This window comes from Pseudomonas sp. PDM30 (assembly GCF_019218985.1).
Taxonomy (GTDB): Bacteria; Pseudomonadota; Gammaproteobacteria; order Pseudomonadales; family Pseudomonadaceae; genus Aquipseudomonas; species Aquipseudomonas jessenii.
Window position 1 is genome coordinate 617,912 of sequence record NZ_JAHUWM010000003.1, and the last position, 22,826, is coordinate 640,737.

At 60.2% G+C, this 22,826-nt stretch carries 20 protein-coding genes; 14 read left to right on the top strand and 6 right to left on the bottom strand.

From position 1 onward, the window contains the following. The first annotated feature begins 5 nt into the window (after window positions 1-5). Window positions 6-167: a hypothetical protein gene (locus KW840_RS10145; protein ID WP_008016476.1), complete on the top strand. Its 162-nt coding sequence runs from the start codon at window positions 6-8 to the stop codon at window positions 165-167. A 143-nt stretch (window positions 168-310) separates the two neighbouring features. Further along, a complete protein-coding gene (ccoM, locus tag KW840_RS28820; RefSeq protein WP_007976669.1) occupies window positions 311-421 on the top strand; it encodes a cytochrome c oxidase subunit CcoM in 111 nt (36 codons plus the stop codon). A gap of 275 nt (window positions 422-696) precedes the next feature. Here the strand turns inward: ccoM and KW840_RS10150 are convergent, their stop codons facing one another. Then, window positions 697-2,172, bottom strand: a complete 1,476-nt coding sequence (locus KW840_RS10150; RefSeq protein WP_057716094.1) for an inorganic phosphate transporter — start codon at window positions 2,170-2,172, stop codon at window positions 697-699. Between the two features lie 376 nt (window positions 2,173-2,548). After that, window positions 2,549-2,749: a hypothetical protein gene (locus KW840_RS10155; RefSeq protein WP_007986337.1), complete on the bottom strand. Its 201-nt coding sequence runs from the start codon at window positions 2,747-2,749 to the stop codon at window positions 2,549-2,551. A 686-nt stretch (window positions 2,750-3,435) separates the two neighbouring features. Between KW840_RS10155 and pcaR the strand changes: the two genes are divergently transcribed. The 11 genes from pcaR to pcaC all read left to right on the top strand — a co-directional run bounded on the left by pcaR (window position 3,436) and on the right by pcaC (window position 14,279). Beyond that, window positions 3,436-4,278 carry a pca regulon transcriptional regulator PcaR gene (pcaR, locus tag KW840_RS10160; RefSeq protein ID WP_090453552.1) on the top strand — a complete coding sequence of 281 codons (843 nt, stop codon included), beginning with the start codon at window positions 3,436-3,438 and terminating at the stop codon, window positions 4,276-4,278. Between the two features lie 123 nt (window positions 4,279-4,401). Then, window positions 4,402-5,748 (top strand): MFS transporter, encoded by a 1,347-nt coding sequence (locus tag KW840_RS10165; RefSeq protein ID WP_218495065.1) that lies wholly within the window; start codon window positions 4,402-4,404, stop codon window positions 5,746-5,748. Window positions 5,749-6,017: 269 nt separating this feature from the next. After that, window positions 6,018-6,875: a CoA transferase subunit A gene (locus KW840_RS10170; protein WP_008054173.1), complete on the top strand. Its 858-nt coding sequence runs from the start codon at window positions 6,018-6,020 to the stop codon at window positions 6,873-6,875. Next, window positions 6,875-7,654 (top strand): CoA-transferase subunit beta, encoded by a 780-nt coding sequence (locus KW840_RS10175; RefSeq protein ID WP_218495066.1) that lies wholly within the window; start codon window positions 6,875-6,877, stop codon window positions 7,652-7,654. Before KW840_RS10170 ends, KW840_RS10175 begins: the two co-directional genes overlap by 1 nt. After that, the gene (gene pcaF / locus KW840_RS10180; protein WP_218495067.1) at window positions 7,651-8,856 is read left to right on the top strand and encodes a 3-oxoadipyl-CoA thiolase; all 1,206 of its coding nucleotides are present in this window, start codon (window positions 7,651-7,653) and stop codon (window positions 8,854-8,856) included. Before KW840_RS10175 ends, pcaF begins: the two co-directional genes overlap by 4 nt. Window positions 8,857-8,893: 37 nt before the next feature. Then, on the top strand, window positions 8,894-9,598 hold the full coding sequence (gene pcaH / locus KW840_RS10185) for a protocatechuate 3,4-dioxygenase subunit beta (protein WP_218495068.1): 705 nt from the start codon (window positions 8,894-8,896) through the stop codon (window positions 9,596-9,598). A 1-nt stretch (window position 9,599) separates the two neighbouring features. Next, on the top strand, window positions 9,600-10,166 hold the full coding sequence (pcaG, locus tag KW840_RS10190; protein WP_102672182.1) for a protocatechuate 3,4-dioxygenase subunit alpha: 567 nt from the start codon (window positions 9,600-9,602) through the stop codon (window positions 10,164-10,166). Window positions 10,167-10,359: 193 nt separating this feature from the next. After that, a complete protein-coding gene (locus KW840_RS10195; RefSeq protein ID WP_218495069.1) occupies window positions 10,360-11,664 on the top strand; it encodes an MFS family transporter in 1,305 nt (434 codons plus the stop codon). 43 nt (window positions 11,665-11,707) lie between these two features. Beyond that, the gene (locus tag KW840_RS10200; RefSeq protein ID WP_218495070.1) at window positions 11,708-13,072 is read left to right on the top strand and encodes a 3-carboxy-cis,cis-muconate cycloisomerase; all 1,365 of its coding nucleotides are present in this window, start codon (window positions 11,708-11,710) and stop codon (window positions 13,070-13,072) included. A gap of 12 nt (window positions 13,073-13,084) precedes the next feature. Then, entirely contained in the window at window positions 13,085-13,876 is a 792-nt protein-coding gene (gene pcaD, locus KW840_RS10205; protein ID WP_154909668.1) for a 3-oxoadipate enol-lactonase, read from the top strand. A gap of 10 nt (window positions 13,877-13,886) precedes the next feature. Next, window positions 13,887-14,279, top strand: coding sequence for a 4-carboxymuconolactone decarboxylase (pcaC, locus tag KW840_RS10210; protein ID WP_008016493.1), 393 nt, complete (start codon window positions 13,887-13,889; stop codon window positions 14,277-14,279). A 121-nt stretch (window positions 14,280-14,400) separates the two neighbouring features. Here pcaC and KW840_RS10215 read toward each other — a convergent pair whose 3' ends face one another. The 4 genes from KW840_RS10215 to emhA form a co-directional block, all read right to left on the bottom strand. Next, window positions 14,401-15,660 (bottom strand): OprD family porin, encoded by a 1,260-nt coding sequence (locus KW840_RS10215; RefSeq protein WP_218495071.1) that lies wholly within the window; start codon window positions 15,658-15,660, stop codon window positions 14,401-14,403. 438 nt (window positions 15,661-16,098) lie between these two features. Next, the gene (gene emhC, locus KW840_RS10220) at window positions 16,099-17,559 is read right to left on the bottom strand and encodes an efflux RND transporter outer membrane subunit EmhC (RefSeq protein ID WP_090453567.1); all 1,461 of its coding nucleotides are present in this window, start codon (window positions 17,557-17,559) and stop codon (window positions 16,099-16,101) included. Further along, window positions 17,559-20,720, bottom strand: a complete 3,162-nt coding sequence (emhB, locus tag KW840_RS10225; protein ID WP_090453569.1) for an efflux RND transporter permease subunit EmhB — start codon at window positions 20,718-20,720, stop codon at window positions 17,559-17,561. The genes emhC and emhB overlap by 1 nt, the downstream gene beginning before the upstream one ends. A gap of 3 nt (window positions 20,721-20,723) precedes the next feature. Then, entirely contained in the window at window positions 20,724-21,881 is a 1,158-nt protein-coding gene (emhA, locus tag KW840_RS10230; RefSeq protein WP_057716081.1) for an efflux RND transporter periplasmic adaptor subunit EmhA, read from the bottom strand. A 277-nt stretch (window positions 21,882-22,158) separates the two neighbouring features. On the opposite strand from emhA, the gene emhR reads away from it, so the two are divergent. Beyond that, a complete protein-coding gene (gene emhR / locus KW840_RS10235) occupies window positions 22,159-22,791 on the top strand; it encodes an efflux system transcriptional repressor EmhR (protein ID WP_218495072.1) in 633 nt (210 codons plus the stop codon). The last annotated feature ends 35 nt before the right edge of the window (window positions 22,792-22,826 follow it).

Consider the following 22,826-nt stretch of genomic DNA (forward strand, 5'->3'; position numbering starts at 1 on the left):
CTGCCATGAGCCAAGACGACAAACTGATTGACCTCAATGCCGAGCGCGCCAAGCGTGTTCATGACCTCAATGACAAGCGGCTCAATGAAGTTCGCCAGGCGTTCGAGCAGGCCATGCCATTGGGCAAGGCCAAAAAAAAGCCGAAAAACAAACCGAAAAAGCGCTGAAATCCCCCGCATTCATTGATGCGGGTCAAACTTCTCCCTTCCTCTTGCCCAGTCTCGGGCGACATTGATCCCGGTCAATATTCTCTCCTGCCCGTTTGGTTAACTTAGCCCTATCGCAACAGGGCAGGTACAGGAGACGCGTCATGTTTTTCGACAACGTGGTGATCGCCGGAGTGCTGACTGTCAGCCTCATGTTTGTATTTTTTGCAGGGTTCGGACTTTTTATCTGGAAGGATTCGCACAAGCGGAAATAACCGTAGTTCTTTCTGGATGTAATGAGCACGCAAGGCATTTTGGGCAACTTCGGTTGCCCTTTTTTTTGCCTGTAAAAAACTATCGGTAAACACGTAACCCTGTAGGAGCGAGCTCTGCTCGCGATGGACGCCAGCGATGACGCGGGCTGCCTGAATGTACGCGTTGTCCTTGCGGTCATCGCGAGCAGAGCTCGCTCCTACAGTGATTTTTTGCGATTGGCGGCAATAAAAAAGGCGCGGTCCTTGCGGAGCGCGCCTTTTTCGATGCCGCTGTATCAGCTACCCAGCGCCTTCGAGGCCAGCCAGAACAACCCGGCCGACAGGGCCACGGTGGCTGGCAGGGTCAATACCCAGGCCAGCAGGATGGTTCTGACGGTGCCGCCTTGCAGGCCGCTCTTGTTGGCGACCATGGTGCCCGCCACGCCCGAGGACAGCACGTGGGTGGTGGAAACCGGCAGGCTGAAGATGTTGGCCATGCCGATCAGGCTGGCGGTGGTGATCTGCGCCGACATGCCTTGGGAGTAAGTCATGCCTTGCTTGCCGATCTTCTCGCCAATGGTCAGTACCACGCGTTTCCAGCCGACCATGGTGCCCAGGCCCAGGGCCAGTGCTACCGCCAGAATCACCCAGAACGGGGCGTATTCAGTGGTGGTGGTCAGGTCTTTGCGCAACTTGTCCAGGTCAGCCTTTTCACGGGCCCCGAGCGTTGGCAACTTGCTGACTTTCTTCGCGGTGTCATCCAGGCAGAGCAGGTAACGACGTACTTCGATGCGGCTTTCCGCCGACAGCGAATGGTAGTCGGCTACACCCTTGAGGGTGCCGAGCAGGGCGGTGATGGTCGGTTCGGTCTGTTGCGGGTTGCAACGGAATTTCTCCGGCAAGTCGCCGTTCAAGCTCTTGCCCAGGGCCAGGAACTCGCCCAGGGTTTCGGAATTGCGCTGGTAGAACTGGCTCAGGTGCAACGTAGCGTCGCGAGTCCGTTCGATCTGGTAGGTCGTGCTGTTCAGGTCGAGGACGAACTGGGCCGGCACGATACCGATCAGGACCAGCATGATCAGGCCGATACCTTTCTGGCCATCGTTGGAACCGTGCACGAAACTCACGGCCATGGCCGAGATCACAAGTACCAGGCGATTCCAGAACGGCGGGTGTTTCTTGTCGTCGATCTTGCGGCGCTGTTCCGGCGTCTTGTGCATCTTCGACAGCGGACGCCACCATTTAAGACCGATCAGAATCAGCGCGGCGATCAGGAAGCCTGCCATTGGCGAGAATACCAGCGACATGCCGATATCGATCGCCTTTTGCCAGTTCACCCCGTCGGCCAACGGAATTTCGTTGATCAGGGCGTTGGCCAGGCCCACGCCGAGGATCGAGCCGATCAGCGTGTGGGAACTGGAGGCGGGGATACCGAAGTACCAGGTGCCCAGGTTCCAGGTGATGGCTGCGGCGAGCAACGAGAACACCATGGCCAGTCCGTGACCGGTGTTCACATTGATCAGCAGTTCTACCGGCAGCAGGTGGACGATGGCATACGCCACGCCGACCCCGCCCAGCAGTACGCCGAGGAAGTTGAACACACCGGAGAAGAACACTGCCAGGTGAGGCGGCATGGCTTTGGTGTAGATAACGGTCGCCACCGCGTTAGCGGTGTCATGAAAGCCGTTGATGAACTCGAAGGCGAGGACAAAGGCCAGGGCGAGCAAGAGGCTCACAAGCACCCAAGCATCCAGTCCGCTGAATAAATCGATCATGAAGGTTTTCTGACCCGGTCATAAGGGGGCGCGATTATGCCAGAAAAGACTGCTAATCAATGCACTAGCTGCTCATCGGTAACATTCTTCAACGAATTTTTTTGCCGCAGGACCTGAAAACCCACGGTTTTGCTGTGTTTTTTAAGTCATTGATTTTATTGAAAAAATAGACTGTCACAAAACCTTCACCGCCCGGCAGGAGGGGCTTGAACGGTTGTGAGAAAAATCTGAGAAATAGGTCAGATACCGGAAATCTGCCTGATTCGACGACGGTGATGGCCGCTGCCCGCTCGTAGCGGGCGCGAAAGGCAACATCAATACATCCCGCTTTTAACGGGTGCAGAGGCAGGCCCTTGTAAGGATCAGGCCGAAGCAGTCACGGCTCTTCGGCTTTGAGTTCCTTTTCCATTTTTTGAAGTTCTTGCTGGAAAACCTGATCCTGAACGGTGGCGCGTTTACGCCAGGGTTTGCGTTCCGGTTCGGGTTGAGCGGCGTAAGTGGTGACTTCTCCGCCGTAAACTTCCTTGTAACGTTGTTCCTGGCGCTCTAGTTCCGCGCGCAGTTCGTCTTTCGTCACAGTGCTACCTGATTGAGTTGGGATAAATTCTGGTGAAAACGCGCTGCATCAAATCGTTTGATCACGTTCGTCGAGTGGGCAATGCCCGTCAAGGCATCGTTTTTTGGCAACAACGTGATCAATACTTCCATGTCACAGGCGGCCACGACACCAGAGATAAACAGCTGACGTAGCTTCAGTTTCCTGTTTCGGCAAGCGCGATGGCAAGGCTGTGCAATGCGGATCTGGCGCTTGCAACGGGCAACGGCGATGGAACATCGCCTGGCCGGGCAGCGGGTTCGGCAAGTAAAAAACCGAAGCGCTACTGAATTGTATTATAGCGGCCGATTTGAAGAACACTATCTCCAAAGAGTTAAAAGTGAATCTTGGTGTGTGACCGTTTTGTTGCTCGAAACTTTGCGATTAACTAGAACGTCGACGGATACCGCATTGCTGCGATGCCTTTCTGACGCCATTAAATCAGGCAAGTTACGGTAATTGGATTGCCCCATTAAGTCCTGTGTCGAGTCGGCGTAAACATGGGGGCGCAAGTCAGCGAAAACCGGGCATCAGCGCATGTGATTTACACGACGGATTGCGATTATCGGTCGAGCGTTCGATAATCGCACGGAGTTGGCGGGCCGGGCTTGAGCGCCAGGCTCGCCCTTTGTAATAGTCGCTGATCCGAATGGGTAAAAGGACCTTGTATGAACGATCAAATGCGCAATTCCTTCGCTTCAGTGGCGCCTCCCATCGTTGCCTCACCTGCCAAACGGATCCAGGCACTGACCGGCGACCCGGATTTCATGACGTCCCTGGCCCGCGGCCTGGCCGTGGTGCAAGCGTTCCAGGAGCGCAAACGACACCTGACCATCGCCCAGATCAGTCACCGCACGGAAATTCCCCGCGCCGCCGTGCGCCGTTGCCTGCACACCCTGATCAAGCTCGGCTACGCCACCACTGACGGCCGCACCTATTCGCTGCTGCCCAAAGTGCTGACCCTCGGCCATGCCTATGTGTCATCTACGCCGCTGGCGGTTTCCGCCCAGCCTTACCTGGACCGCATGAGCGAGCAACTGCACGAGGCCTGCAACATGGCCACGCTGGAGGGTGATGACATTCTGTACATCGCGCGCTCCGCGACCACCCAGCGGCTGATTTCGGTGGACCTGTCGGTGGGCGGGCGCTTGCCGGCCTATTGCACCTCGATGGGGAGGATCCTGCTGGCCGCGCTGGATGACACCTCGCTGGGCGAATACCTCGACCACGCCGAATTGCAAGCCAAGACCAGCCGCACGATCCACACCCCCGAGGCGTTGCTCGAATGCCTGCAAGAGGTGCGAAAGCAAGGCTGGTGCATCGTCGACCAGGAACTCGAGCAAGGGCTGCGTTCGATTGCCGTCCCGGTGTACGACGCTTCCGGGCAGGTGGTTGCGGCCCTCAATGTCAGCACTCACGCCGGGCGAGTCAGCCGCAATGAACTGGAACAGCGGTTCCTGCCCGGTTTGTTGAGCGCCAGCCGCGACCTCAGCGCCCAGTTGTTTGCCTAAGCCGTTCGATAAACGCACAGAGTCGCGTTTATCGAATTGACGCTGTTTCCTCCGGATCATTACTGTCGCGGCTTCGTCGGCATCTGCTGACATCGTTCGACCGCGATCCGTGGGATAAAAATAATGAACCAGCCTCAGTCTGCTGTAGGTAACTGCCTCGACGTGCAGTCCTTCATCAATGCCCAACCCATTTCGCGCTACCAGTGGCGCGTGGTGATCCTGTGTTTCCTGATTGTCTTCCTCGATGGCCTCGACACCGCGGCCATGGGCTTCATCGCCCCGGCCCTGTCCCAGGACTGGGGTATCGACCGCGCCAGTCTCGGCCCGGTGATGAGTGCGGCGTTGATCGGCATGGTCTTCGGCGCACTGGGCTCCGGCCCTCTGGCTGACCGCTTCGGGCGAAAAGTCGTACTGGTCGGCGCGGTGCTGTTGTTCGGTGCCTTCAGCCTGGCCTCGGCCTACAGCACCAATGTCGATCAGCTGTTGGTGTTGCGCTTCCTGACCGGCCTGGGTCTGGGCGCCGGCATGCCGAACGCCACCACGCTGCTGTCGGAATACACCCCTGAGCGCAAAAAGTCCCTGCTGGTGACCAGCATGTTCTGCGGCTTCAACCTCGGCATGGCTGGCGGCGGATTTATCTCGGCCAAGCTCATTCCGGCCTTTGGCTGGCACAGCCTGCTGCTGATCGGTGGAGTGCTGCCGCTGATCCTCGCCGTCGTTTTGCTGTTCTGGCTGCCGGAGTCGGCGCGTTACCTGGTGGTGCGCAACCGCGGTACGGAAAAAGTACGCAAGGCACTGGCGCCGATTGACCCGACGGTGGTGGCCCAGGCGTCCAGTTTCAGTGTGCCGGAACAGAAAACCGTGAAGGCGCGCAATGTGTTCGCGGTGATCTTCTCCGGCACCTACAGCACCGGCACCTTGCTCTTGTGGCTGACCTACTTCATGGGCCTGGTGATCGTTTACCTGCTGACCAGTTGGCTGCCGACGCTGATGCGTGACAGTGGCGCGAGCATGGAGCAGGCCGCCTTCATCGGCGCGCTGTTCCAGTTTGGTGGCGTGCTGAGTGCGGTGGGCGTGGGCTGGGCAATGGATCGGTTCAATCCGCACAAGGTCATCGGCACTTTCTACCTGCTGGCCGGGGTGTTTGCCTACGCGGTAGGGCAGAGCCTGGGCAACATCGCGCTGTTGGCGACGCTGGTGCTGGTGGCCGGGATGTGTGTCAACGGTGCGCAATCGGCAATGCCGTCACTGGCTGCGCGGTTTTATCCGACTCAGGGGCGGGCCACCGGCGTGTCGTGGATGCTCGGGATCGGCCGCTTCGGCGCCATCCTCGGGGCGTGGATGGGCGCGACGCTGCTGGGCCTGGGCTGGAACTTCGAGCAAGTGCTGACGGCGCTGGTGATTCCGGCGGCGCTGGCGACGACGGCGGTGGTGATCAAGGGCATGGTCAGTCATGCGGATGCGACCTGACAGTCTGATCCGGAATCTCGTGTGATGTAGATGGCCTCTTCGCGAGCAGGGCTCGCTCCCACAGTTGATTGCAATCCTCTGTGGGAGCGAGCCCTGCTCGCGATGCATTTTGGGATAGGTAGCCAGACAACAATGTGTTCGATAATCGAACGCTCAGTCGATTATCGGATTGTTTGGCCTTTTTCAGAAGCTTAACCTTCAGTCATTCCGGCGCTGCGCATCGGCGCCTTCTTCCACTGTCGGTTAACAATAAACGGGAGCCTGCCCCAATGGCTGAAATCCTTTCGCTGCACGACGCGGTGAAGCAATTCGTAAACGACGGCGATACGGTCGCGCTCGAAGGCTTTACTCACCTGATCCCGACGGCCGCCGGTCACGAAATCATTCGCCAGGGCAAGAAAGACCTGACCCTGGTGCGGATGACCCCTGACTTGATCTACGACCAGTTGATCGGTGCCGGTTGTGCCCGCAAGCTGATTTTCTCCTGGGGCGGCAACCCGGGTGTCGGCTCCCTGCATCGCCTGCGTGACGCTGTGGAGAAACAGTGGCCCCACGCGCTGGAAATCGAAGAACACAGCCACGCCGACCTGGCCAACGCCTACGTCGCCGGGGCATCCGGCCTGCCGTTCGCGGTGCTGCGTGCCTACGCCGGTTCCGATTTGCCGAAGGTCAACCCGCTGATCAAATCCGTGACCTGCCCGTTCACCGGCGAAGTGTTGGCCGCCGTGCCTTCGGTGCGCCCGGACATTACCGTGATTCACGCGCAGAAAGCCGACCGCAAGGGCAACGTGCTGCTGTGGGGCATCCTCGGCGTGCAGAAAGAAGCTGCGCTGGCGGCCAAGCGCTGCATCGTCACCGTTGAGGAAATCGTCGACGACCTCAATGCGCCGATGAACTCCTGTGTGCTGCCAACCTGGGCCTTGAGCGCGGTTTGCCACGTACCTGGCGGCGCGCATCCGTCCTACGCCCACGGTTACAACGAACGCGACAACCGCTTCTACCAGGCCTGGGACCCGATTGCCCGCGACCGTGAAACCTTCACCGCGTGGATCAACGAATACATCCACGGCAGCGCTGACTTCAGCGAGTTCCAGGCCAAACTGGCCGCCGCTTCGGAGGCGAAGTAATGACTTACACCACCAATGAAATGATGACCGTTGCCGCTGCCCGTCGCCTGAAGAACGGCTCGGTGTGCTTCGTCGGCATCGGCCTGCCGTCGAAAGCGGCCAACCTCGCGCGCCTGACTTCCTCGCCTGATGTGGTGCTGATCTACGAATCGGGCCCGATCGGTGCCAAGCCAAGTGTATTGCCACTGTCGATCGGTGACGGTGAACTGGCGGAAACCGCTGACACCGTAGTCCCGACCGGTGAGATTTTCCGTTACTGGCTGCAGGGCGGGCGCATTGACGTCGGTTTCCTCGGCGCGGCGCAGGTCGACCGTTTCGGTAACATCAACACCACCGTCGTGGGTGATTACCACGCGCCGAAAGTCCGTCTGCCGGGTGCAGGTGGCGCGCCGGAGATTGCCGGTTCCGCCAAGAGCGTGTTGATCATCCTCAAGCAGTCGTCGCGCTCCTTTGTCGACAAACTCGATTTCATTACCTCGGTCGGCCACGGCGAGGGCGGCGATTCGCGCAAGCGTCTCGGTCTGCCAGGCGCCGGACCGGTGGGGATCATCACCGATCTGTGCATCATGGAGCCGGAAGCCGGTACCCATGAGTTCGTGGTCACTGCACTGCATCCGGGTGTGACCCGCGAGCAAGTGGTTGATGCCACCGGTTGGGCGATTCGCTTTGCCGACCAGGTTGAGCAAACCACCGAGCCGACTGAAGTCGAACTGACCGCGCTGCGCGACCTCGAAGCCCGTACCGCTGCCGCACACGGCCAAGCCCCCGGAGAAGCGTGATGCGTGACGTTTATATCTGCGACGCGATTCGTACCCCTATCGGCCGTTTCGGTGGTGGCCTGTCGACGGTGCGTGCCGACGACCTGGCTGCCGTGCCAATCAAGGCCTTGATGGAGCGCAACCCGTCGGTGGACTGGAACGCGGTGGACGAGGTGTTCCTCGGCTGCGCCAACCAGGCCGGTGAAGACAACCGCAACGTGGCGCGCATGGCGCTGCTGCTGGCTGGCCTGCCGGAAACCATTCCCGGCGTGACTCTCAACCGCCTCTGCGCTTCGGGCATGGATGCCATCGGCACCGCGTTCCGCGCAATCGCCAGCGGCGAGATGGAGCTGGCGATTGCCGGCGGCGTCGAGTCGATGTCCCGTGCGCCGTTCGTGATGGGCAAGGCCGATGCCGCTTTTTCGCGCAACATGAAGCTCGAAGACACCACCATCGGCTGGCGCTTCATCAACCCGTTGATGAAGGCCCAGTACGGCGTGGATGCGATGCCGCAGACCGCTGACAACGTGGCCGACGATTACAAGGTGTCCCGCGCCGATCAGGACGCGTTCGCCCTGCGCAGTCAACAACGCACGGCCGCCGCACAAGCCGCCGGGTTCTTCGCCGAAGAAATCGTTGAAGTGCGCATAGCCCACAAGAAGGGTGAAACCGTGGTCAGCCAGGATGAGCATCCTCGCGCCGACACCACCCTGGAAGCTCTGACCAAACTCAAACCGGTCAACGGCCCCGACAAGACCGTCACCGCCGGCAATGCCTCGGGTGTAAACGACGGCGCCGCCGCGTTGATCCTGGCTTCGGCCGAAGCGGTGAAGAAACACGGCCTGACTGCCCGTGCCAAAGTGCTGGGCATGGCCAGCGCCGGTGTTGCCCCGCGGGTGATGGGCATTGGCCCGGTGCCGGCGGTGCGTAAACTGATCGAGCGCCTCGGTGTGGCGGTCAGCGATTTCGACGTGATCGAGCTCAACGAAGCCTTCGCCAGCCAAGGCCTGGCGGTGCTGCGTGAACTGGGGATCGCGGACGACGCGGCCCAGGTCAACCCGAACGGTGGTGCGATTGCGTTGGGTCACCCGTTGGGCATGAGTGGCGCGCGGCTGGTGTTGACCGCATTGCATCAGCTGGAAAAAAACGGTGGCAAGAAAGGTCTGGCCACCATGTGCGTCGGTGTCGGTCAGGGTCTGGCCCTGGCGATCGAGCGCGTCTGACGCGCTCTGAAGACTTATACGAACTGAGGAATGTTTCATGACTGACAAGCCTGGTTACCGTCGCCCGCAGGAAGGCACCCAGCCGGAGTACCTGCACCCGACCTATCAATCCACCAACCTGCGCTCGCCGTCCAAGCCGTTGGTGTTCCTGCCGCATTCGCTGTCGGAAATCACCGGTCCTACCGTCGGTGCCGAGCGCATCAACGAGAAGGATAACGACCTGACCGCCCAGCACGAGGGGCAGCCTCAGGGTGAGCGCATCATCATCCACGGCCGTGTGCTGGATGAAAACGGTCTGCCGGTGCCGGGGATTCTGGTGGAGATCTGGCAGGCCAACGCCGCCGGTCGCTACGCCCATGCCCGCGACCTGCACGACGCACCGCTGGACCCGAACTTCACCGGCACCGGCCGCACCGTGACCGACGCCGATGGCTGGTACCAGTTCCAGACCATCAAGCCCGGCGCCTATCCATGGGGTAACCACCACAACGCCTGGCGCCCGGCGCACATCCATTTCTCGCTGTTCGGGCCGAGCATCCTGACGCGCCTGGTGACGCAGATGTATTTCCCGGGCGACCCGTTGCTGGCGTACGACCCGATCTACAACTGCGTACCCGATACCAGCGCCAAAGAGCGCTTGATCGCGACGTTCGATCTGGAAAAAACCATCCCTTCCTATACCCTCGGTTATCGCTGGGACATCGTATTGCGCGGCCGCGACGCCACGCCGATGGAGAAATAAGATGACGCTGACTGCGACCACGTCCCACACCGTCGGGCCGTACTACCACATCGGCCTGACCTGGCTGAACCGCGAAAACCTGACCGTCGAACAAACCCTGGGCGAGCGCGTAGCGATCACCGGGCAAGTGGTCGACGGCAATGGCGACATCGTCAACGACGCGATGCTGGAAGTCTGGCAGGCCAACGCCGCCGGCAAGTATGACCACCCGGAAGACGACCAGGACAAACCCCTGGACCCGAACTTCGAAGGCTTTGGTCGGGTGCCGGTGGATGCCGAAGGACGCTTTCGCTTTACCACCATCAAGCCCGGTACGGTCGAGGGGCTCAAAGGCACGACCCAGGCACCGCACCTTGTCGTTCTGGTGTTTGCCCGTGGTTTGGTGAAGCACCTGCTGACGCGGATCTACTTTGAAGGCGAGGCGGCCAACGTCAACGATCCGTTGCTGGAGTGCGTGCCGGCCGAGCGCCGCAGTACCTTGCTGGCCAAGAAGGATGCGTCGGGTGTTTATCAGTGGAATGTGATTCTGCAGGGTACCGATGCCGAGACGGTGTTCTTCGACTATTAAGTGAGCACTGCAAAACCTGTGGGAGCGAGCTTGCTCGCGATGACTGAGTCACATCCAGCATAAATGGTGACTGACCTGACGCTATCGCGAGCAAGCTCGCTCCCACAGGGGATTTGTGTTGCTGATTTATCTGCGGAACGGGAGTGTTGCAAAGTGTGTCTAGACTCTCACTTTCCCCATTGAGTGAAAAACAATGACAACACCCACAGCGCCTATAGCTCTTTATACGGGCGAAGAACGCAGCAAGCGGATCTTCGCCATTGTCGGTGCCTCGTCCGGCAACCTGGTTGAATGGTTCGACTTCTACGTCTACGCCTTCTGTGCGATCTATTTCGCACCGGCCTTTTTCCCGTCCGATAACCCCACCGTGCAGCTGGTCAATACCGCTGGCGTGTTCGCCGCCGGGTTCCTGATGCGGCCGATTGGTGGCTGGATTTTCGGGCGCTTGGCGGACAAGCACGGGCGCAAGAATTCGATGTTGATCTCGATTCTGATGATGTGCTTCGGCTCGCTGCTTATCGCCTGCCTGCCGACCTACAGCAGCATTGGGGTCTGGGCGCCGATCCTGTTGCTGTTCGCCCGTTTGCTGCAAGGCTTGTCGGTGGGCGGTGAGTACGGCACTACCGCAACCTACATGAGTGAAGTGGCGCTCAAGGGCCAGCGCGGTTTCTTCGCCTCGTTCCAGTACGTGACCCTGATTGGCGGCCAATTGCTCGCGGTGTCGCTGGTGGTGGTCCTGCAACAGTTCCTCACTGAAGATGACCTGCGTGCCTACGGCTGGCGGATACCCTTCGTGGTGGGTGCCATGGCGGCGCTGGTTTCGCTGTATCTGCGTCGTTCGCTCAAGGAAACCACCAGCAAGGCAATGCGCGAAAACAAGGATGCCGGCAGCATCAGTGCCCTGTTTCGCGACCATAAAACCGCATTCATCACCGTACTCGGTTACACCGCCGGTGGTTCGCTGATCTTCTACACCTTCACCACGTACATGCAGAAGTACCTGGTGAACACCGCCGGCATGCCGGCCAAGACCGCCAGCTACATCATGACCGGCGCGCTGTTCCTCTATATGTGCATGCAGCCGATTTTCGGCATGCTCGCCGACAAGATCGGCCGGCGTAACTCGATGCTCTGGTTCGGCGCCCTCGGCACGCTGTGCACCGTGCCGATCCTGTTGAGCCTGAAAAGCGTGACAAGTCCGTTTCTGGCCTTCGTGTTGATTACCCTGGCGCTGGCAATCGTCAGTTTCTACACCTCCATCAGTGGCCTGGTGAAAGCCGAGATGTTCCCGCCCGAGGTGCGTGCATTGGGTGTCGGCCTGGCGTATGCGGTGGCGAATGCGATTTTCGGTGGTTCGGCGGAGTATGTGGCCTTGAGCCTCAAGGCCGTGGGCATGGAAAACACCTTCTACTGGTACGTGACGGTGATGATGGCGATAGCGTTCCTGTTCAGCCTGCGTCTGCCGAAACAGGCGAAGTATCTGCATCACGACCTTTGATCTTCACGCGCGGACCGCAGGCCCGCGCCTCCAGGAATTGTTTATGAACCAGCGACCGGGCAATCAATTGTTCGATGCCTATTTCACGGCCCGCGATATGCGTGAGGTGTTCTGCGATCAGGGTCGGGTCCAGGCCATGCTCGATTTCGAAGCGGCATTGGCCCGGGCCGAAGCACGGGTCGGGATGATTCCGTCGAGTGCTGTCGCGCCGATTGAAGCAGCTTGCCGTGCCGGGCTTTATGACTTTGCGACGTTGGGCGAGGCCATTGCCACGGCGGGTAACTCGGCGATTCCGTTGGTCAAGGCGCTGGGCAAGCAGATCGCGGCCACCGATGCCGAAGCCGAGCGCTATGTGCATCTGGGCGCGACCAGTCAGGACGTGATGGACAGCGGCCTGGTGCTGCAACTGCGGCAGGCGCTGGAACTGATCGAAAACGATCTGGCGCAATTGGGGCAAATCCTCGCTGACCAGGCCCAGCGTTATGCGGCTACGCCGTTGGCCGGGCGTACCTGGTTACAACACGCAACTCCGGTCACCCTCGGCATGAAAATCGCCGGTTGGTTGGGGGCGGTGACGCGCAGCCGTCAGCGACTGGTTGAACTCAAACCGCGTCTGCTGGTGCTGCAATTCGGTGGCGCGTCCGGAACGCTCGCAGCCCTCGGCGACCAGGCCATGCCGATTGCCCAGGCGCTGGCCGAAGAACTGCAACTGACTTTGCCCGATCAACCGTGGCACACCCAGCGCGATCGCGTGGTGGAGTTCGGCGCTGCGCTCGGCCTGATCGCCGGCAGTCTCGGCAAACTCGGGCGTGATATCAGCCTGTTGATGCAAACCGAGGCCGCCGAAGTGTTCGAGCCTTCGGCGCCGGGCAAGGGCGGTTCCTCGACCATGCCGCACAAACGCAATCCGGTGGGCGCGGCGGTGTTGATCGGCGCGGCGACTCGCGTACCCGGTTTGCTTTCGACGCTGTTCAGCGCCATGCCCCAGGAGCACGAGCGCAGCCTCGGTCTGTGGCATGCCGAGTGGGAAACCCTGCCGGAAATCTGCTGCCTGGTGTCGGGCAGCCTGCATCAAGCATTGTTGATCGTCCAAGGGCTGGAAGTGGATGCCGAGCGCATGGCGCGCAATCTCGATTTGACCCAGGGCCTGGTGCTCGCCGAAGCGGTGAGCATCGTCCTCGCGCAGCGGGTTGGGCGCGATACCGCGCATCATCTGTTGGAGCAATGCTGCAAACGCGCCGTGGCCGAACAACGTCACCTGCGTGCGGTCCTCGGCGACGAACCACAAGTGACCGCCGAACTGTCGGCGGCTGAGCTCGATCATCTGCTGGACCCTGCCCATTACCTCGGCCAGGCCAAAACCTGGGTCGAGAGGGCGGTGGCTGAACATTCTGCATTGACTGCCTGAAGGAGACTTGCTGTGGCTTTTGTACAACTCGCCGAGGGCGAACTGCATTACCAACTCGATGGACCGGTCGATGCGCCGGTGCTGGTGCTGTCCAACTCCCTGGGCACGGACCTGCACATGTGGGACGCGCAGATCCCGGCGTTCTCCAAGCATTTTCGCGTGCTGCGTTTCGACACCCGCGGCCATGGCCAGTCATTGGTGACACCGGGGCCTTACAGCATCGAGCAACTGGGCCGCGACGTGCTCGCATTGCTGGATGCCTTGCACATCGAACGCGCGCATTTCTGCGGATTGTCCATGGGCGGGTTGATTGGCCAGTGGCTGGGGATCAACGCCGGCGATCGACTGAACAAGCTGATCGTGTGCAACACCGCAGCGAAAATCGGCGATCCGTCGGTGTGGAACCCGCGCATTGAAATGGTGCTGCGCGATGGTCAGGCGGCCATGGTTGCCCTGCGCGATGCGTCGATTGCCCGCTGGTTCACCCCGGATTTCTCCGAAGCCAACCCGGCGGCGGCCAAGCAGATTACCGACATGCTGGCGGCGACTTCGCCAGAAGGTTACGCGGCCAATTGTGCAGCTGTGCGCGATGCCGATTTCCGCGATCAGTTGTCCTCGATCAAGGCGCCGCTGCTGGTGATCGCCGGCACTGAGGATGCGGTCACGCCGCCGTCGGGTGGGCACTTCATTCAGGAACATGTGCCGGGCGCCGAGTACGCCGAGTTCTACGCTGCGCACTTGTCCAACGTGCAGGCTGGCGCTGATTTCAGCGAATGTGTTCTGGCCTTTCTGAAGGCTCGTTGAGGGATATTCCGTGGACGAGAAACAACGTTACGACGAAGGCATGAAAGTCCGTCGCGCGGTACTGGGCGATGCTCACGTCGACCGCAGCCTGACCACTCTGACCGAGTTCAACTCGGAGTTCCAGGAAATGATCACCCGCCACGCCTGGGGCGACATCTGGACCCGCGAGGGTCTGCCACGCCACACCCGCAGCCTGATCACCATCGCGATGCTGATCGGCATGAACCGCGAGGGTGAACTCAAACTGCACCTGCGCGCCGCCGCCAACAATGGCGTGAGCCGTGGCGAGATCAAGGAAGTGATCATGCAGAGCGCGATCTATTGCGGGATCCCGGCAGCCAATGCGACGTTCCACCTGGCCGAGTCGGTGTGGGATGAGTTGGGGGTTGAATCGCGGGAGTAAGCGGTAACGGTGAACAACCTGTGGGAGCGAGCTTGCTCGCGATGGCGTCGGCACATTCACTATTGATGTCGCCTGATACACCGCCATCGCGAGCAAGCTCGCTCCCACATTTGTTTTGTGTTTACAACAGGCTGATCGGGTAGCTAATGATCAGGCGGTTCTCATCGAACTCGTTGTTGCTGTAGTCGCGGCGCATGGTCGAGTTGCGCCATTTCAGGTTCAGGTCCTTCAGCGCACCGCTTTGCACGGTGTAGCCCAGTTCACTTTCGCGTCCCCATTCCTTGCCGTCGGTGATGGTGCCGGTGTGCACATTGTCACCGCTGATGTAGCGGTTCATCAGGGTCAGGCCCGGAACGCCCAGGGCGGCGAAGTTGTAGTCGTGGCGTACTTGCCAGGATTTCTCCTGGGCATTGTCGTAGCTGGAGTTGTAGCTGTCGTTGGCCAGGGTACCGCCGCTGGTGCCGTTGACCCGCATCCAGGCGTTGTCGCCGGTGAGTTTTTGCAGGCCGACGTAGAAGGTGTTGCCGCCGTATTTGGCCGAGAACAAGCCGTACATGGTCTTGTTGTCCAGCTCGCCGGCCCGGGCGCTGCCGTCATCCTTGCCGTAGAAGAAACCCAGGTTGGCGCCCAGGGTCCAGTCACCCAATGGCTGGCTGTGGGTCAGGTTGATGAACTGCTGGCTGTAGATGTCCTTGAGCTCGGCGTTCCACAGGCCGATCTGGGTGCGCTTTTCGTTGAACAGGTATTCGCCGCCCTGAAAGTTGAAACGGTCGGAGGTGAACGCCGCTTTGCCGGTCATCGACATGTCGTCCATGCTGCTGTCATCGCGGGGGCTGTTCTGCCGGAACTGGCCGCCGTAGAGCGTCAGGCCATTGATCTCCTTCGACGTGATCTGGCCGCCCCGGAAGGTTTGCGGCAACGAACGACCGTCGTCCGAACGCAGGATTGGCAACACCGGCATCCACTCGCCGACTTTCACTTCGGTCTGCGACAGCTTGGCCTTGAACGCGACATTGGTGCGCCCGAAGTTATCCGCCGGGCGACCGTCATGATCCAGCGGCAGTAGTTGCGTACCGCCTGTGCCTTTACCGCCGTCGAGCTTCACCGAATACAAACCGAGCACATCCATGCCGAATCCGACGGTGCCTTGGGTGAAGCCGGACTTGGCGTCGAGGATGAAACTTTGCGTCCACTCTTCAGCCTTGCCTTGGGCCTTGGTCGGGTTGGTGAAGTTGCGGTTGATGTAGAAGTTGCGCAGGTTCAGGTTGACCTTGGCGCCTTCGACAAAACCCGACTCTTCGGCGATGGCGGGCAGGGCCGCGCTGGCCAGGGCCATGGCAATCAGGCTGGGAACGAAGTACTGCGCGGGAGAAGGCGTCATGGGCTCGGGTCTCTCTAATTCTTTGGGATGAAGCGGGGTAATGCCGCAACCCTGGGTTGCAGACGAATATTCGAAATCAGCACGAACGAAGCGGATCAGCCGGAGAGGGCAGGGCGCGGGGGCATGGTGTCGAACCTGTTGTTATTGGTTTTGTGGTTCGGATGGTGCGTGGAATGTACTGGATGGTTCAATTGTTAAAAGCAGGTTTTGGGCGATTATCGAACGCAACATGTCGCTGGATTTTGTGTGGCCTGTGCGGGCCTCATCGCGAGCAAGCTCGCTCCCACAGTGGACTTACAGCGTGCATAAGATTTTTGCCAAACCCAGCCTCCTGTGGGAGCGAGCTTGCTCGCGATGGGGCCATCACTGAGAACACACCTTTTCCCGCAGCCAACAAAAAGCCCACCAATCGGTGGGCTTCTCGTTTTTACAGCGCTATCAGAAATACTTCATCTTCGGCGCTTCTTCTTTCAACGGCTCGTTCTTCGCCGTCTGTTCGTTCCAGCCACCACCCAGGGCCTTGTACAGGTTGACCTGGCTGACCAGCTGCGCCAGTCGGTCGGTGATCAGCACCTGTTGCGCACTGAACAACTGACGCTGGGCATCGAGGAAGGTCAGGTTGCTGTCGACACCGATGCGGTAGCGACGCTCGGCCAGGCGGTAGTAGTCCTGGTTGGCACTGACGAAATCTTTCTGTGCCTGCAACTGCTGGACGTAGGTCTGGCGGGCGGCCAGGCCGTCGGCGACTTCCTGGAAGGCCGTTTGAATGGACTTCTCGTAGTTCGCCACGCCGATGTCTTTCTGGATTTTCGAGTAATCCAGGCTGGCGCTCAGGGCGCCGGCGTTGAAGATCGGCAGGTTGATCTGCGGTTGGAACAACCAGGTGCCCGAACCTCCCTTGAACAGACCGGACAGGTCCGGGCTCAGGGTGCCGGCATTGGCCGTGAGGCTGATGCTCGGGAAGAACGCAGCCCGCGCCGCGCCGATGTTGGCATTGGCGGCCTTCAGGTTGTACTCGGCCTGAAGGATGTCCGGACGACGATGCAGCAGGTCCGACGGCAGGCCGGGTGGAACGTCGCTCAGCAGGTCGTCGTCAAGTGGTTTGGCCGCTTGCAGGTTGGCCGGGACACCGGTGCCGAGCAGCAGCACCAGGCTGTTCTCGTCCTGGGCGACCTGACGGGTGTACTTGGCCAGTTGCGCACGGGCGTTTTCCACCGAGGTGCGCGACTGTGCCAGGTCCAGGGCCGAGGCGACGCCCACTTCGTTGCTGCGGGCGGTGAGCTTGTAGCTCTCCTCGAAGGCGGCGAGGGTGTCCTGGGTCAGCTTGTACAGTTCCTTGTCGGCCTGCCAGGTCAGGTAGGCATTGGCCACGCTGGCCACCAGGCTGATCTGCGTGCTGCGGCGGCCCTCTTCAGTGGCGAAGTACTTCTGCAACGCTTCTTCGTTCAGGCTGCGAACCCGACCGAACAGGTCGAGTTCATAGGCGCTGACGCCAACAGTTGCCGAGTAGGAACTGGTGATGCCGGCTTCGCCGGTCTGGGAAGCATCAGCCGGAAGCCGCTGACGGCTGCCGCTGCCATTGGCCGAGACGGCCGGGAACAGATCGGCACGGGAGATGCGGTATTGAGCCGCGAACGCGTCGATGTTCAGGGCCGCGACACGCAGGTCACGGTTGTTTTCCAGGGCAACCTGGATCAGCTGTTGCAGCGCCGGGTCATGGAAAAACTGCTTCCAGCCCTGCTCGGCAGCCGCTTGCGCCGGTGCCTGGGCCGGCGAGTACGCCGGGCCCTGCGGGTACTGGCCCGCCACCGGCGCTTCGGGCTGCTGATAGTCAGGTATCAGCGAGCAGCCACCGAGCACGAAGGCGGCGACTGCCAGGGAGAGTAGCGACTTGCTCATTAGCCAGCCTCTTTAGAAGTTTCAATAGCGTCATCCTGGTCGGCGATTTTGCGCTGGCCAATGGACGACACGGTGACGAAGAACAGCGGGACCCAGAAGATCGCCAGCACAGTGGCCGTGATCATACCGCCGATTACGCCGGTACCGATTGCATGCTGGCTACCGGAGCCCGCACCGGTGGATATCGCCAGTGGTACCACACCGAGGACGAAGGCGAGCGAGGTCATGATGATCGGTCGCAGACGCATGCGGCAGGCTTCGATCGCTGCATCGCGCAGGCTACGCCCTTGTTCGTGCAATTCCTTTGCAAATTCGACAATCAGAATGGCGTTTTTCGCCGCCAGACCGATAGTCGTCAACAAACCTACCTGGAAGTACACGTCGTTGGACAAACCACGCAGGCTGGTGGCCATCAGCGCACCGATGATCCCCAGCGGTACAACCAACATCACCGCGATCGGAATCGACCAGCTTTCATACAACGCCGCCAGACACAGGAACACCATCAGCAGCGACAGGGCGTACAGCGCTGGTGCTTGCGAACCGGACAGACGCTCTTCGTACGACAGGCCGGTCCAGGAAATACCGACACCCGCCGGCAGTTTCTTGGCGATGGCTTCGACTTCGAGCATGGCTTCACCGGTGGAATAGCCTGGCGCCGGGGCACCGAGGATTTCCATCGCTTCCACGCCGTTGTAACGGGCCAGTTTCGGCGAACCGTAAATCCACTCGCCCTTGGCGAACGCCGAGAACGGAACCATGGTGCCGGTGCTGTTGCGCACGTACCACTTCTGCAGGTCTTCAGGGCCCATTCGAGCGCCTGGCTGGCCTTGCACGTACACCTTCTTCACTCGACCACGGTCGATGAAGTCGTTGACGTAGCTACTGCCCAGAGCAATCGACAGGGTGTTGTTGATGTCGGCGATGGTAATGCCCAGGGCACTGGCCTTCTCGTCATCGATTTCCAGCTGGTATTGCGGTTCGTCGTTCAGGCCGTTCGGACGCACCTGAGACAGAATCTTGCTTTGTGCGGCCATGCCGAGGAACTGGTTGCGCGCTTCCATCAGTTTTTCGTGGCCGATACCGGCACGGTCCTGCAGGAACACGTCGAAACCGGTGGCGTTACCCAGTTCCAGTACCGCCGGTGGCGCGAAGGCGAACACCATGGCATCGCGGAAGGTGAAGAAGTGCTGCTGGGCACGGGCCGCCACCTTGAACACATTGTTGTCGGCGTTACGTTCGTCCCACGGTCTGAGCATGATGAACGCCATACCCGAACTCTGGCCACGGCCGGCGAAGTTGAAGCCGGTCACGGTAAACACCGAGTTCACCGCATCGCCTTCGCCGCCATCCTTGCCAGGGCGCAGCAGGAATTCACGCATTTCGTCCACGACCACCTGGGTGCGCTGGGACGTCGAACCGGCCGGGGTCTGCACCTGGGCGAACAGTACACCCTGGTCTTCTTCCGGCAGGAACGCCGTTGGAATGCGGGTGAACAGCCAGATCATGCCAACCACGATCAGCAGGTACGCCAGCAGATACGGGATCTTGCGCTGCAGGATATTGCCGACACCGCGCTCGTAACCGCGAACGCCACGGTCGAAATTGCGGTTGAACCAGCCAAAGAAACCACGCTTGGGTACGCCGTGCTCGCCTTTGGGAATCGGCTTGAGCATGGTGGCGCAAAGCGCCGGGGTGAAGATCAGCGCGACCAGTACCGACAGGGCCATGGCCGAGACGATGGTGATCGAGAACTGCTTGTAGATCACACCGGTGGAACCGCTGAAGAACGCCATCGGCAGCAGAACCGCCGACAACACCAGGGCGATACCGACCAGTGCACCCTGGATCTGGCCCATGGACTTCTTGGTGGCTTCCTTGGGTGACAGACCTTCTTCGCTCATCACCCGTTCGACGTTTTCCACCACGACGATGGCGTCGTCCACCAGCAAGCCGATGGCCAGCACCATGCCGAACATCGTCAGGGTGTTGATGCTGAAACCGGCGGCCGCGAGGATGCCGAATGTACCGAGCAATACCACCGGCACGGTCATCGTGGTGATGATGGTGGCGCGGAAGTTCTGCAGGAACAGGAACATCACCAGGAACACCAGCGCGACCGCTTCGACCAGGGTGTGAACCACGCCCTTGATCGATTCGGTTACGACCGGAGTGGTGTCATACGGAAACACCACTTCCATCCCTTGCGGGAAGAACGGCTTGAGGCTGTCGATGGTCGCGCGCAGGGCCTTGGCGGTATCGAGCGCGTTGGCGCCGGTGGCCAGTTTCACGGCCAGGCCGGAAGCCGGGGCACCGTTGAACTGGGCGTTGATGCTGTAGTTCTCGCCACCCAGACCGACTTCGGCAACATCCCTCAAGCGAACCTGGGAACCGTCCTTGTTGACCTTGAGCAGGATCTTTTCGAACTCTTCCGCGGTCTGCAGGCGGGTCTTGCCGATGATGGTCGCGTTCAACTGGGTGCCGGGCAGGGCAGGCAGGCCGCCGAGCTGGCCGGACGACACCTGGACGTTTTGCGCGGCGATAGCGGTCTTGACGTCGATCGGGGTCAGGTTGAAGTTGTTCAACTTGGCCGGGTCGAGCCAGATTCGCATGGCGTACTGGGAACCGAACACCTGGAAGTCGCCGACACCGGCGGTCCGCGAGATCGGGTCCTGCATGTTCGACACGATGTAGTTGGACAGGTCGTCCTTGGTCATGCTGCCGTCACGCGACACCACGCCGATCACCAACAGGAAGTTCTTCACCGCCTTGGTGACGCGGATACCTTGCTGTTGCACTTCTTGCGGCAGCAGCGGGGTGGCCAGGTTCAGCTTGTTCTGGACCTGGACCTGCGCGGTGTCGGAGTTGGTGCCTTGCTCGAAGGTCGCGGTAATGGTCATGGTGCCGTCGGAGTTACTTTCCGACGAGACATAACGCAGGTTGTCGATACCGTTGAGCTGTTGCTCGATCACCTGAACCACGGTGTCCTGAACCGTTTGTGCCGAAGCACCCGGGTAGGCCACGGAGATGGCGATCGCTGGAGGCGCAATGCTCGGGTACTGGTTGATTGGCAGTCTGAGGATCGATAGTGCCCCGACCAGCATGATCACCAGGGCAATTACCCAGGCGAAAATCGGACGGTCGATAAAAAATTTCGACATGGTTTACTCCCCTTTGCCGCCAGAGGCTTTATCAGCTACCTGGGCGGGGGCCGGGTTCTTTACGGCTACGTTGGTCGCTTCACTGGCCTTGACTTCGATGCCAGGTTTGACGAATTGCAGACCTTCGGTGATCAGGCGATCGCCGGCCTTCAGGCCGTCTTCGATCAGCCATTGATTGCCGACGGTGCGGTTGGCCTTGAGTTGACGCAGTTCGACCTTGTTGTCCGGGCCGACAACCAGTGCGGTCGGCGTACCTTTGAGGTCGCGTGTCACGCCTTGCTGCGGGGCCAGGATCGCCGCGCTGTTCACACCGGCCAGCAACTTGGCGTGCACGAACATGCCAGGCAGAAGGGTGTGGTCAGGGTTCGGGAAAATGGCGCGCAGGGTGACGGAACCGGTGGTCTGGTCAACCGAGATTTCGGAGAACTCCAGCTTGCCGTCCAGCTTGTAGTCGCTGCCGTCTTCGAGGGTCAGCTTGACCGAAGCCGTGTTGTCGCCGGCTTTCTGCAGGCGACCGCTTTCCAGCTCACGGCGCAGTTGCAGCAGCTCGACCGAGGACTGCGTCACGTCGACGTAGATCGGGTCGATTTGCTGAATCACCGCCATCGCATCGGCCTGGGCATTGCTCACCAGCGCGCCTTCGGTCACCGAGGAGCGGCCGATGCGGCCGGTCAGCGGGGCATAGACCTTGGTGTAGCGCACGTTGATCTGTGCGGTTTGCAGCGCGGCTTCCGATTGCAGGCGGTTGGCCACGGCGGTGTCGTATTCCTGACGGCTTACGGCTTGTTCGTTGACCAGTTGCTGGTAGCGGTCGGAAATCGACTTGGTCGAGCGCAGGTTGGCTTCAGCGCTTTTCAGCGTCGCTTCATAGACCGACGGATCGATCTGGTACAGCTGCTGGCCGGCCTTGACGTCGCTGCCTTCCTTGAACAGGCGCTTGAGAATGATGCCGTTGACCTGCGGGCGGACTTCGGCAATGCGGAACGCACTGGTACGGCCGGGCAGATCGGATGTCAGGGTGAAAGCTTGAGGTTGCAGAGTCACGACGCCGACCTGAGGCGGTGGGGCGGCCGGTGCTGCCTCTTCCTTTTTGCATCCGCTGAGCAGCGATGCCAGGGCGACGGCGGCGACCAGAGCGGTAACAGCTGGCTTGAATTGCATGAAAATCCTCGGGTCAGGCACGCAAGGTGCGCACTAGAAAGGTGGAAGGTTGAAAAATGTTTGCCGAGTGGATAAGTAGCTTGCTAAGGAATATACTTACGTACATGGCTGTTTGTAAATACCCAGGCTGCGTATCAACGCCGTTACACAAGCCGCTACACAAGCCGTTGAAAGGTTGGAATTGTAGGCCGGGGACGAATCCCCGGAACGTTCGCCCCACTTTTATTCAGCTGATGTTCAGGCATCGCTGAAGCACCCTGATTGAGGTTGTACTGCCATGGTCCGTCGTACCAAAGAGGAAGCTCAGGAAACCCGCGCGCAAATTCTCGTGGCGGCCGAAAAGGCCTTTTTCGAGCGAGGCGTGGCACGCACGACCCTGGCGGACATCGCGACCCTGGCCGGCGTCACTCGAGGGGCCATCTACTGGCATTTCAGCAACAAGGCCGATCTGGTGCAGGCCATGCTCGACACTCTGCATGAGCCGCTGGAAGAAATGGCCAAGGCCAGCGAAAGCGAAGACGAACTCGATCCTCTGGGCTGCATGCGAAAGTTGCTGATTCATTTGTTTCATCAAATTGCGCTGGACCCGAAAACCCGACGCATCAATGAGATTCTTTTTCATAAGTGCGAATTCACCGATGAAATGTGCGACCTACGCCAACAACGGGTGTCAGCCAGCCTCGAATGCAATGTGCGGATCGGTCTGGCCCTGAGTAATGCAGTGAATCGCGGTCAGTTACCGGAAAACCTCGACACCGCCCGCGCGGCGATCAGCTTGCATGCTTATATTGATGGCATCCTGTACCAGTGGCTGCTGGCCCCCGACAGCTTTGAATTGCACGCCGAAGCCGAGCGTTGGGTCGATACCGGGCTGGATATGCTGCGATTGAGTCCCAGCCTGCGCAAATGAAACAACCTTCATGCTCGGCCGGTTGAACCAGGGTT